The organism is Brevundimonas sp. (assembly GCF_024711105.1).
Lineage (GTDB): Bacteria > Pseudomonadota > Alphaproteobacteria > Caulobacterales > Caulobacteraceae > Brevundimonas.
Genome location: NZ_JANJTL010000130.1, coordinates 1 through 10930, shown reverse-complemented (window position 1 = coordinate 10930; position 10930 = coordinate 1). Strand labels below are relative to the sequence as shown.

General features: G+C 69.0%; 12 protein-coding genes, 1 tRNA gene and 1 pseudogene. 8 read left to right on the top strand and 6 right to left on the bottom strand.

Annotated features, from left to right (window positions below):
* The coding region (locus Q0M60_RS09720; RefSeq protein WP_296818718.1) for a RelA/SpoT AH/RIS domain-containing protein at nucleotides 1–489 on the top strand (489 nt) is incomplete at its 5' end.
* A 3-nt stretch (nucleotides 490–492) separates the two neighbouring features.
* Here Q0M60_RS09720 and Q0M60_RS09715 read toward each other — a convergent pair.
* From Q0M60_RS09715 to Q0M60_RS09700, 4 genes are all read right to left on the bottom strand, one after another.
* Nucleotides 493–978, bottom strand: a complete 486-nt coding sequence (locus Q0M60_RS09715; RefSeq protein ID WP_296818716.1) for a cytochrome c family protein — start codon at nucleotides 976–978, stop codon at nucleotides 493–495.
* A 5-nt stretch (nucleotides 979–983) separates the two neighbouring features.
* Complete coding sequence (locus tag Q0M60_RS09710; protein ID WP_296818714.1) at nucleotides 984–1889, bottom strand: alpha/beta hydrolase; 906 nt, start codon at nucleotides 1887–1889, stop codon at nucleotides 984–986.
* 42 nt (nucleotides 1890–1931) lie between these two features.
* Nucleotides 1932–2006: transfer RNA gene (locus tag Q0M60_RS09705), tRNA-Thr, on the bottom strand.
* 51 nt (nucleotides 2007–2057) lie between these two features.
* Nucleotides 2058–2480, bottom strand: coding sequence for a DUF1761 domain-containing protein (locus Q0M60_RS09700; RefSeq protein WP_296818712.1), 423 nt, complete (start codon nucleotides 2478–2480; stop codon nucleotides 2058–2060).
* A 146-nt stretch (nucleotides 2481–2626) separates the two neighbouring features.
* On the opposite strand from Q0M60_RS09700, the gene metG reads away from it, so the two are divergent.
* Nucleotides 2627–4339 carry a methionine--tRNA ligase gene (gene metG / locus Q0M60_RS09695; RefSeq protein ID WP_296818710.1) on the top strand — a complete coding sequence of 571 codons (1713 nt, stop codon included), beginning with the start codon at nucleotides 2627–2629 and terminating at the stop codon, nucleotides 4337–4339.
* A 55-nt stretch (nucleotides 4340–4394) separates the two neighbouring features.
* Here metG and Q0M60_RS09690 read toward each other — a convergent pair whose 3' ends face one another.
* Both Q0M60_RS09690 and Q0M60_RS09685 read right to left on the bottom strand, forming a co-directional pair.
* A complete protein-coding gene (locus Q0M60_RS09690; RefSeq protein ID WP_296818708.1) occupies nucleotides 4395–5591 on the bottom strand; it encodes an META domain-containing protein in 1197 nt (398 codons plus the stop codon).
* 39 nt (nucleotides 5592–5630) lie between these two features.
* Nucleotides 5631–6134 (bottom strand): FKBP-type peptidyl-prolyl cis-trans isomerase, encoded by a 504-nt coding sequence (locus Q0M60_RS09685; protein WP_296818706.1) that lies wholly within the window; start codon nucleotides 6132–6134, stop codon nucleotides 5631–5633.
* 184 nt (nucleotides 6135–6318) lie between these two features.
* On the opposite strand from Q0M60_RS09685, the gene Q0M60_RS09680 reads away from it, so the two are divergent.
* The 6 genes and pseudogenes from Q0M60_RS09680 to Q0M60_RS09655 all read left to right on the top strand — a co-directional run.
* Nucleotides 6319–6528 carry a hypothetical protein gene (locus tag Q0M60_RS09680; RefSeq protein ID WP_296818704.1) on the top strand — a complete coding sequence of 70 codons (210 nt, stop codon included), beginning with the start codon at nucleotides 6319–6321 and terminating at the stop codon, nucleotides 6526–6528.
* A gap of 90 nt (nucleotides 6529–6618) precedes the next feature.
* The gene (locus Q0M60_RS09675; RefSeq protein WP_296818702.1) at nucleotides 6619–7830 is read left to right on the top strand and encodes a pilus assembly protein TadG-related protein; all 1212 of its coding nucleotides are present in this window, start codon (nucleotides 6619–6621) and stop codon (nucleotides 7828–7830) included.
* Nucleotides 7831–7833: 3 nt separating this feature from the next.
* Nucleotides 7834–8250 (top strand): hypothetical protein, encoded by a 417-nt coding sequence (locus Q0M60_RS09670; RefSeq protein ID WP_296818700.1) that lies wholly within the window; start codon nucleotides 7834–7836, stop codon nucleotides 8248–8250.
* The gene (locus Q0M60_RS09665) at nucleotides 8240–8644 is read left to right on the top strand and encodes a TadE/TadG family type IV pilus assembly protein (RefSeq protein ID WP_296818698.1); all 405 of its coding nucleotides are present in this window, start codon (nucleotides 8240–8242) and stop codon (nucleotides 8642–8644) included. The genes Q0M60_RS09670 and Q0M60_RS09665 overlap by 11 nt, the downstream gene beginning before the upstream one ends.
* Nucleotides 8645–8699: 55 nt before the next feature.
* Nucleotides 8700–9050 carry a hypothetical protein gene (locus Q0M60_RS09660; protein WP_296818696.1) on the top strand — a complete coding sequence of 117 codons (351 nt, stop codon included), beginning with the start codon at nucleotides 8700–8702 and terminating at the stop codon, nucleotides 9048–9050.
* Nucleotides 9051–9327: 277 nt separating this feature from the next.
* Nucleotides 9328–10930: pseudogene (locus Q0M60_RS09655) on the top strand (DNA-directed RNA polymerase subunit beta); the annotation flags it as partial.

Sequence of the window (10930 nt, the reverse complement as noted above, 5' to 3'; positions counted from 1 at the left end):
GCCCGCACCCGCATCGACGGCGGCAAGGCCGGGCGGCTGTTCGTTCGCGGCGGCGGCCTGACGCCGGGCGTCAGCATCCATTTCGCGCCGTGCTGTTCGCCGGTCCCGGGGGACCGCATCGTCGGCATCGTGCAGCCGGGGCAGGGGCTGACCGTCCACGTCATCGACTGCGAACGGCTGGCCGAATTCCAGAACCAGGACGACCTGTGGCGCGACCTGCAATGGACGCCGCAGGCCGAGCGCCTGGGCCTCGCGGCCGCGTCGCTGAAGGCAAGCATCCGCAACGCGCCCGGTGTGCTGGGTCAGGCCTGCACCATTATCGGTGAGGCCGGCGGCAACATCCTGAACCTCAAGATGACCCACCGCCGCGAGGACTTCTTTGAAGTCCTGTTCGAGGTCGAGGTCACCGATGCGCGGCACGCGACCGTCATTGCGGCGGCGCTCAGGGCCAATCCGTCGATCGAGACGGTGGAGCGGACGAAGGGCTGAGGGCTATTCCGGCGCGTAGCCGGTCTCGACCTTGAGGTAGGCGATCAGGTCGCGGCGGTCGGTCTCGTCCGGGATGCCGGCGAAGGCCATGCGGTTGCCGGGCAGGAATTCCCGGGGTGAGGCCAGCCACTGGTCGAGCTGCTCGGCTTCCCACTGGAAGTCGGCCGCCTGGAGCGCCTCGGAATAGCGAAAATCCGGATGCGAGCCGGCGTCGCGGCCGAAAACGCCCCACAGGTTAGGTCCGGTCATATTGGCGCCGCCCTCGGGCAGGGTGTGGCACGACCGGCAGCGCGCGAAGACGCGACGGCCGTTTTCCAGATCGCCCTCGTTGTAGGGAGCCGGCAGGCTGATCAGAACCGCCTGGCGCTGCTCGTCTGTCATCTCCGGGCGCTGCGGCGCCGGCGGGGTCGCGGCGGGTTCGCTCTCGGTCCCCTGGCCGCAGGCCGCAAGCCCGAGCGCGACGAGGCAGACGGGTGGGAAAAGACGCATCGAGATCATCCTGTCTGGGCCGAGGCGGAGAACGTTTCGGATCGGTACAGCTCGCGAACCGCCTCGCCAAGCAGCCCGGCGGTGGAGTCCACCGCTGTGCGCGCCGCCGGAATGAGGTGGGTCATGTTTGCGTAGCCGTGGGGCAGGGGCGTGAAGCAGCGCGCACGGACGGGCGTGCCGATCCGCTCAAGCATGGCCTGGTAGGTCCGGCAGTCCGGGCTGACCGGATCGGCCGGGCCACCGTAGGTCAGCACGCACGGGGGATCTTCGCTCGCGTCCGTCTCCAGCAGGTTGGGCGGGGAGCTGACCAGGCGGGTGCGGATGATTCCGACCGCCGCCCGGCCGATCCGGCGAAGACCGGCGTTCTCGGTCGCCCAGATCTCGTCCTCGAGATGCAGCAGGGGATAGATCAGGCAGGTGAGGGGCACGGTTCCTGGGCGCTCGCGGTTCAGTGCGCGCGCGCAGGAAAGAGCGAGGTAGCCGCCCGCGGAATCGCCGCCGAGCAGGACCGTGGCGGGCCCGGGCGCCGTCAACGCCTCCCGCTCCAGGACCCAGCGCGCGGCGGCCATGGCGTCCTCGATCTGCGCCGGCCAGGCGTGCTCCGGCGCCAGTCGATATTCAACGGACAGGATGGTCACGCCGGATCCGTGCGCCAGTCGGCGGCAAAGGGCGTCATGTGTGCCGCTGTCGCAGAAGGTGAAGCCGCCGCCGTGCCAGTAGATCATCAGCGGCGAACCGGGCGCCGCATCGCCGGGTACGTACAGGCGACCGTTCAGATCGCCGGTCGGACCCGGAACGACCAGGTCGCTGACCGCGCACATCTTCAGCGCGGGCTTGTCGTGGCCCACCGTGACCGCCTGGAGCGCCTTGCGCCCGGCGACGACCCCGAGGGCGGTCAGCCGGTCGATCATAGCCGTTCGACCTGGATCGCGGCCCATGGGTCCCCCGAACGCTGGTGCCGGCTGAGGGAATCGAACCCCCGACCTTCGGTTTACAAAACCGCTGCACTACCGCTGTGCTAAGCCGGCGTCGGCCCGCTTATGGGGGCGGCGCGGCCCCGGGGCAAGACGCGCGCAGTCTCAGGCCGGCGCCGATTTCGGGCCGAACCGCAGACCGCCCACGATCGCGCCCGAGAGCATGAAGGTGACGGCCACATAGCCGAAGTCCATGGGCAGAACCTCCATGGGTTCGGTCATGTAGACGAAGCCGTAGGCCTGGACCGGCATGCCGAGAAAGACCCAGCTGAACAGGCCGGTCCGAAGCCCGCCCATCCATCCGTCGGCCATCCTGGGGACCAGCCAGCCCATACCGACTGCGATCAATAGTTGTATCCCGAAGCCCAGGATCATCGGCGTCATGCCCGACGAAGCTGCGGCGTCCGGGTCGACGCCGGTCGCGGCGATCCAGGCGTCCTTGAAGATCATCCCGTACCACAGCGCCCCGATCAGCCAGGTCACGATGCCGGCGACGATCACACCGATCCAGTTGGTTCCCTTGAACATGTCTCACCCTCCCCGTGGGCGCCCGCGTCCGACGGGCGGATCAACCTAACGATGTTCTGCGGAATGCAGAAGCTGGTTCGGCGGTGCGAGGTGACGAGCCGCGCGCCGGGCTCTATATGCGACGGCTCCCTCAAGACCGGACTCGCATGGCCCGCATCCTCATCACCTCGGCGCTGCCCTATATCAACGGCATCAAGCACCTGGGGAACCTCGCGGGCTCCATGCTGCCGGCCGATGTCTGGGCGCGGTTCAAGCGCGCCCAGGGCCACGAGGTCCTCTACATCTGCGCCACCGACGAGCACGGCACGCCGGCCGAGCTGGCGGCCGCCGCGGCGGGCCAGGACGTGCGGACCTATTGCGACGAGCAGCACGAGATCCAGAGACGGGCTGGGGACCAGTTCGGCCTCAGCTACGACTGGTTCGGCCGCTCCTCCAGCGAGCAGAACCGCCGCCTGACCCAGCACTTCGCAAAGGTGCTGGAGGACAACGGACTGATCGAGGAGCGGGTCGACCAGATGATCTATTCGGTCGACGACGCCCGCTTCCTGCCGGACCGCTACGTCGAGGGCACCTGCCCCCACTGCGCCTACGAGAAGGCGCGCGGCGACCAGTGCGACAACTGCGGCCGGTTGCTCGACCCGATCGAGCTGAAGGATCCTTATTCGGCGGTTTCAGGCTCGCGGAACCTGGAGGTGCGCGACACGCGGCACCTCTATCTGCTGCAGACCAAGCTGGCGGATCGCATCCGGGACTGGGTCGGCCGGACGGACCTGCAGCCTCTGGCCCGCTCCATCGCCTACAAGCATCTCGACGAGGGCCTGATCGACCGGGGCATCACCCGCGACCTGAAATGGGGCGTGCCCGTGGTCGGGCCCGACGGCGGGCCGCGGCCCGGCATGGAAGGCAAGGTCTTCTACGTCTGGTTCGACGCCCCGATTGAATACATCGCCGCCACCGAGGAGTGGGCCGATGCGACCGGCCGCTCCTGGCGCGACTGGTGGCGCACCGACGAGGGCGCCGAGGATGTCCGCTACGTCCAGTTTATGGGCAAGGACAACGTCGCCTTCCACACGGTCAGCTTCCCGGTGACTATCCTGGGATCGGGCGAGCCGTGGAAGACGGTCGATACGCTCAAGGCTTTCAACTGGCTGAACTGGTACGGCGGCAAGTTTTCGACCAGCCAGGGGCGCGGCGTCTTCATGGACCAGGCGCTGGAGCTGCTGCCAGCCGACTACTGGCGCTGGTACCTGACGGCCTACGGGCCCGAGCACTCGGACTCGGCCTTCACCTGGGAGCAATTCCAGGCCGCGACGAACAAGGACCTGGCCGACGTGCTGGGCAACTTCGTCAACCGCATCGTCAAGTTCGCCGAGAGCAAGTTCGCGGGCGTCGTCCCGGCCGGCGGCGAGGCCGGCCCGCTGGAGGTGAAGCTCGAGGCGGACATCCGCGCCGGCGTGGCGGAGGCGGCCGCGCACTTCGAGGCCATGGAGTTCCGCAAGGCCGCCCAGACCATCCGCGCCGTCTGGGTGCTCGGCAACGAGTATCTCCAGGAGGCCGCGCCCTGGACCGCCTTCAAAACCGACGTCGACCGCGCCGCTGTCGGCGTCCGCACCGGCCTGAACCTCGTCGCCCTGTTCGCCCGGCTGGCCGCGCCGATCCTGCCTTTCGCTGCTGAACGGATCGCCGCCTCGGTCGGCTCGACCGACCTGAGCTGGCCGTCCGCGGACGAGGACCTGCTGGGCGTTCTCGCGCCCGGTCAGACGGTGCAGGCCGGCGGCGTCCTCTTCGCCAAGATCGACGACGCCCAGGTGGCCGAATGGGCGGCGCGATTCGGCGGCTCGGACAGCCAGGCGACTTAAAGAACGAGCGCCGCTGGCGTCTGACGACCTCGGTGCTCTCGGAGCTCAGGGCAGCTCAACTCCCGAACGGCGGCGGGTCGCCCTTGCGGCACATCCCCAGGAGACCCCTGGGCGTCCTAAGCACCAGCCGGCCCTCGCTGTCGAAAGCGAAGGCGTCAGGCGGGGCGGTGGCCAGCAGCGAAATGTCGCCGCCGACGCTGTCGGGCTGGCCGGGGATGAACGGGGTCTGCTCGCCTGAGCATGTCTGGCGGTCGAGGCGCAGGGTGAGGTTGGGGCCGTCGGCGGTGTAGGCGGCCCGGCAGCCGGACTGATCGGTGACGGTGTCTGCTCTGAAGTCCAGGGTGACCGGGCCCTCGTGGTAGGCGCCGAGCAAAGTGTTTCCGCAGGCTTCGTACTCGCCGGGCAGGCGGCGGTCGGGTTCGGGGTAGCGTCGGGCGACCAGGCCGGGGCCGCCGGTCAGGGTCAGGCGGTCGGCCTCGACACGGTAGCCGGTGGCGCCGGTGATGGCGCGGGCCATCGCCTCGTCCTCGGCGGCGTCCTCGGGTGGGCAGCCGATGGCGGTCGAGACGACCGGGCCCTCGACCTGCAGCCGACCGGACGAAGGCACGCTGTAGGTGGCTCCGAAGCTGTTGCAGTCGGCATAGGCGCCGACGCCGGCCATGGCGAAGGACAGGGTCGGCGGGCGGCGCTCGGTGACCAGGGGCTCGCCCCCGATGGTCTCGATCCGCCAGCGGCCAGCGAGATCCGGATTGGGCTCGATCGGCGCCGTGAGGATGGCCTCGACCCCGCCTTGGCCGAGCAGGACCAGGGTGCGGTCGTCGGGGCGGCTCCAGGTCTGGAGCCCGTCGAGGAAGGCGGCCAGCCGCCGCTCGCTGTCGAGCGCGGCGGTGCGGTTGGGGCCATTGAAGTCCTGGCAATGGCCGGTGCGGATCGCCTCGATGCGGGTCAGGGTCACGCGTCGGCCATCGAGCCGGTAGAAGGCGGGATAGCCGCCGCCGCATCCGGCCCCGTGGTTGAGGAAGCCGCCGGAGGTGAAGCTGACCCAGGCCTCGAAGGGGGCGAAGTCCTCCGACCCCAGCCGCTGCAACCGCCACTGGCCGCCGAGCGGGTCGATGCGGTCGAGATAGGTCCCGTCGTCGGCCGCGACCGCGGGGACCGGCGACGACGGGTCGGGCGAGGGCGCGCGTGGCGGCGGCGCGACGGGCGCCGAGCAGGCGCAGGCAAGGGCGCAGAGGCTGATCGGGCGCTTCATGCCGCATCAACGCTCGCTGATGCGAATTGCTGCGCGCGGTCAGGCCGCAGGCGTCACCGCCAGCAGTTCGACCTGGAAGAGCAGCACCGAGCCCGGGGGGATCAGGTCGCCTCCGACCCAACGGTCGCCGTAGGCGAGATCGGCGGGAATGGCGAACTCGAAGGTCTCGCCCTCGCGCATCAGCTGCAGCCCTTCCGTCCAGCCGCGGATGACGCGGTTCAGCGGAAATTCGATCGGCTCGCCGGACTCGTAGGAGCTGTCGAAGACCCGGCCGTCGATGAAGGTCCCTTCGTAGTGGACGCGCACGGTGTCGGTGGGGCCGGGGCGGGCGCCTAGCGGGCGCGCCTCGCTTACCCTGCGGTACTGGAGGCCGCTGTCGGTGGTGGACCAGCCCCGCTGAGAGCTGTTCCAGGCCAGCCAGGCGGCCTGACCGGCCTCCCAGCCCGCCTGGCTCGACTCGGACGGGGCAGGCGCGGGTGGCGGGGCGGTCGAACAGGCGGCGGCGAAAAGAGCGGCGGCGGCGAGAGCCAGGGAACGGATCATGCCTCAGCCATAGCACGGCGCGGCGTGCGAACGGCGCCCCGATCGAGACCGGGGCGCCGCCTGTTAACGCACGACGCCCTGTGCTTCGTCGGGGGGAACCAGGGTAGGGGCGCCGTACGTGTGTGAACCTTCCGACTTAGGAAGAGTTCCCTGCAGTCGAGAGGAATTCGCAAAGGCAGCCGGAATGAACATCGAGGTGAAGATTCACCGGGCGAGGGCCGTCAACGACGGGGACGACGAGCCGCCGGTGCTGGTCAGCGACCGGCTCGGCGTGCTGGGCCTCGTGCGCCCGGCCGAGGCGCCGTCGTTCGAAGGCGATGTCGCCTGGTTCGAGGCCGAGCGCACGCCAGACGGCCTGGTCTTCGGCGACCAGCTGCCGGAGCAGGATTGGTAGCCCAATGCGTGGTTGACGCCCGCTAACGGACTTTGTTCGCGAAGCGTTGAGCCGATCGAGCCAGACTTCCCGGAGGATCGGGAGGCTGGCATGGCCGGAGCCTTGCGAAGCCTGGGCGAAAACGTCCGGGGCAACGTGGCTGTGATTTTCGCGCTCTCCCTGCCGCTGGTGGTGGGCGGGGCCGGCTTCGGCGTGGAAACCACCTACTGGTATCACATGCAGGCTCAGCTGCAGGCTGCGGCGGACGCGGCGGCGCATGCGGGAGCAATGGAGCGTCGGGCGGGCTCGGGCGCAGAGGCGGTCGAGCAGGTCGCCGTCATGGCCGCCAGCGAGAACGGCTTCGACACGCTCGCCGGCGCGGCGGTGGTGAACGCCCCGCCGCTGACGGGACCGTCGGCCGGGGGCGACGCGGTCGAGGTGATCCTCAGCCAGGCCGCCGAGCGCTTCTTTACGGCCATGTTCAGCGACGGCGACGTCGGTCTGACCGCCCGGGCGGTGGCCGTCTATCGGACCGCCGCGGACGCCTGCATCCTGGCGCTGGACCCCACCGCTTCGCGCGCCGCGAACTTCGCGGGCAACACCAGCGTGACCCTGTCAGGCTGCAGCGTGATGGCCAATTCGACGGCGGCTGACGCCGTCAACGTCCAGGGCTCAGCGCAGCTGACGGTGGACTGTCTGATCAGCGGCGGGGGCGCATCCCTGACGGCAGGCGCGACTATGACCGAGTGCCGCTCGGCCGTGACCCAGGCGCCGCCTGTCGCGGACCCCTTCGCGGATCTCAGCGAGCCGACGGCCAGTGGCGGCTGCTTGAACGCCAACAACTCCAGCCTCTCGCCGGGCCGCTATTGCAGCGGCATGCGCCTCGGAGGAACCGTGACCCTGGCCCCAGGCGTCTATTACGTCAGCGGCGGCGATTTTCGTGTGAATTCCAATACGACGGTCACCGGCACGGGCGTCACCATCTTTCTGTCCGGCGGCGCCAACGTCAGCATCAACGGCAACGCGACGGTCAATCTCCAAGCGCCGACCAGCGGGACCTATTCCGGCGTGCTGTTCTTCGGAAACCGGTCGGGGTCCGGCTCCTCGACCTTCAACGGCACGGCGGATTCGCGGATGACGGGCGCGGTCTACATGCCCGGCCGGGCTGTGGACTATCTCGGCAACTTCGCCGGGCTCGAAGGCTGCACCCAGATCGTCGCCCGCACGGTCCAGTGGTCCGGCAGCACGACGGTCGCGGCCGACTGCACCGCCTACGGCATGCGCTCGCTCCCAGTCCTGCACCTGGTCCAGCTGACGGAGTAGGCGATGCGGATCATCAGGCACTTCAGACACGACACGCGGGGCGCGGCCGCCATTGAGCTGGCGATCATCGCGCCGGTCCTGGCCGGCATGGGGCTGCTGGCGCTCCAGGTCTGGAAGATCGGCGTCGAGCAACAGCAGGCGGCCGCCGCGCTGGATGTGGCGGCGGACTATTACCTCCAGGGCGGGCTGTCCGACGAAACCGCGGCCCAGGCCGCGCGCGACGCTTGGGCCGACGCCCCTGCCGACGCGGTGGTCGGACATTCCCGCTCCGCCCGCTGCGGCGCCGATCCTGTCGAAATGACGTCCCTGTGCAGTGGCGGGCGGGCGCCCGCCGTCTACGTCACCCTGACCGCCAGCGGCTCGAACGGCGAGGGGGGCGAGACGCGCGTCCGCGCCACCCGGATGATCCGTGTCCGCTAGGCTCGCCCGGATCGCTTCGTGCCGCAGCGGGGCCGGCGCGGTGGAGTTCGCGCTCTGCCTGCCGGTGCTCGTGCTGCTGGTCATGGGCCTGTTCGAACTGGGGTGGACCCAGCACTGCCTGTCCAGCGTCCGCTTCAGCCTGGAGTCGGCCGGCCGCCACCTCCAGCTCAATCCGGACGCCAGCGAGGCGGCGATCCGCGCCATCGTGATGAGCCACCTCGAGGACCTGGCCGGTGACGACGTGGCGGTGACGCTCAGCCGCGAGGCCTCCGGTCCCACCGGGCAGATGGGCGTGATCACCGCCGTTTACGAGCGCGACGTGGGCATCCCGGGAATGGCGACCATGCCGATCCGCCACACCCTGTCCGTCGAAACGCCGATCTCGAACTTCTGAACCCTTAACCCCGCCGAAAGCGCGATCTGACCTACTGAACCCGAGGAGACCGACCATGGACCAGCTGATCACCATCCTGAAGGTCGCCGCCATGCTGGGCGCGCTGTTCTGCGTGGGCGCCTATGTCTACGGCTATGTGCTGAGGCCCAAGGGCACGCGGCGCCTGCACGTCGCCAGCCTGCTCTTCTCGGGCCTTGCGCTGTTCAGCGTGATCGGGCTGCTGCCGCAGGTAGTGACACCTTCGAGCGCGGTCGCCGGCGTGACCCTCGTGGTCTTCCTGCTGCTGTCGGTGGTGCTGCAGGCCAGCACCGCCTTCCGCGGACGGGCCGCCGATCGCCGGGCCACGGACCGTCGCGCCTCCGACCGCCAGCCGGCGACGCCCGCCGAGCCGGCCACGGCTGCCTAAGGGCGAAACGGGCCTTCCCTCGCGCTGAAAACGCGCTATATAGCGCCCTCCGCACGAATCCCTTCGTGACGCGAAAGCGTTGAGGCATGGCCCGCCCTTAGCCATGCGAAGACGCGCTCCTCCCCGGGAGCTCCACAATCCGGCGTCCTGAAACCTCTCCGGTTTCAAGGGTGGACGCGAGAGATGACGGCGCGAGCCGGCCCTGAGAGACGGGCCTGCGCGCGCCCTTTGACGTGGCGCGGGGAGCAGCTTTCCTGCGCCGGAACAGGGACTTTTGATGGCGCACTCCTTCACCGGCAAGAAGCGGATCCGCAAGTCGTTCGGCCGCATCCCCGAGGCCGTGTCGATGCCGAACCTCATCGAGGTTCAGCGGTCTTCCTACGAGCAATTCCTGCAGCGCGAGACGCGCCAGCCGGAGCGCATCGACGAGGGCATCCAGGCGGTCTTCAAGTCGGTCTTCCCGATCAAGGACTTCAACGAGCGCGCCACGCTCGAATACGTGTCCTACGAATTCGAGGACCCGAAGTACGACGTCGAGGAATGCATCCAGCGCGACATGACCTATGCGGCGCCGCTGAAGGTCAAGCTGCGCCTGATCGTGTTCGAGGCCGACGAGGAAACCGGCGCCCGCTCGGTCAAGGACATCAAGGAGCAGGACGTCTACATGGGCGACATCCCGCTCATGACGGACAAGGGCACCTTCATCGTCAACGGCACCGAGCGCGTCATCGTCTCGCAGATGCACCGCTCGCCGGGCGTTTTCTTCGACCACGACAAGGGCAAGACCCACTCGTCGGGCAAGCTGCTGTTCGCCGCCCGCGTGATCCCGTATCGCGGCTCGTGGCTCGACTTCGAGTTCGACGCCAAGGACATCGTCTACGTCCGCATCGACCGCCGCCGCAAGCTGCCGGCGACGACCTTCCTCTACGGCCTGGGCATGGACGGCGAGGAGATCCTGCGGACCTTCTACGAATCCGTCCCGTACGAGAAGCGCGGCGACGGCTGGGTCACCCCCTACAAGTCCGAGCGCTGGCGCGGCGTGAAGCCCGAGTTCGACCTGATCGACGCCGACACCGGCGAGGTCGTGGCCCAGGCTGGCCAGAAGATCAGCGCCCGCCAGGCCAAGAAGCTGGGCGACACCGTCAAGTCGCTGTCGCTGGCGGCCGACGCCCTGATCGGCAAGTACCTGGCCGCCGACGCGGTCAACATGCAGACCGGTGAGATTTACGCCGAGGCCGGCGACGAGCTGGACGCCCCGATGATCGCCTCGCTCGAAGAGCAGGGCTTCACCACCATCGACGTGCTGGACATCGACCACGTCACGGTCGGGGCCTACATGCGCAACACCCTGCGGGTGGACAAGAACGCCAACCGCGAGGAAGCGCTGTTCGACATCTACCGCGTCATGCGTCCGGGCGAGCCGCCGACCATCGAGGCGGCCGAGGCGATGTTCCAGTCGCTGTTCTTCGATTCCGAGCGCTACGACCTGTCGGCCGTGGGCCGCGTGAAGATGAACATGCGCCTCGAGCAGGACGTGGACGACAGCGTCCGCGTGCTGCGCAAGGAGGACGTCCTCGAGGTCCTGAAGATCCTGGTCGGCCTGAAGGACGGCCGCGGCGAGATCGACGACATCGACAACCTGGGCAACCGCCGGGTGCGTTCGGTCGGCGAACTGCTGGAGAACCAGTACCGCGTCGGCCTGCTGCGCATGGAGCGGGCCATCAAGGAGCGCATGTCCTCGGTCGATATCGACACGGTCATGCCGCACGACCTGATCAACGCCAAGCCGGCGGCGGCCGCCGTGCGTGAGTTCTTCGGCAGCTCGCAGCTGTCGCAGTTCATGGACCAGACCAACCCGCTGTCGGAGATCACCCACAAGC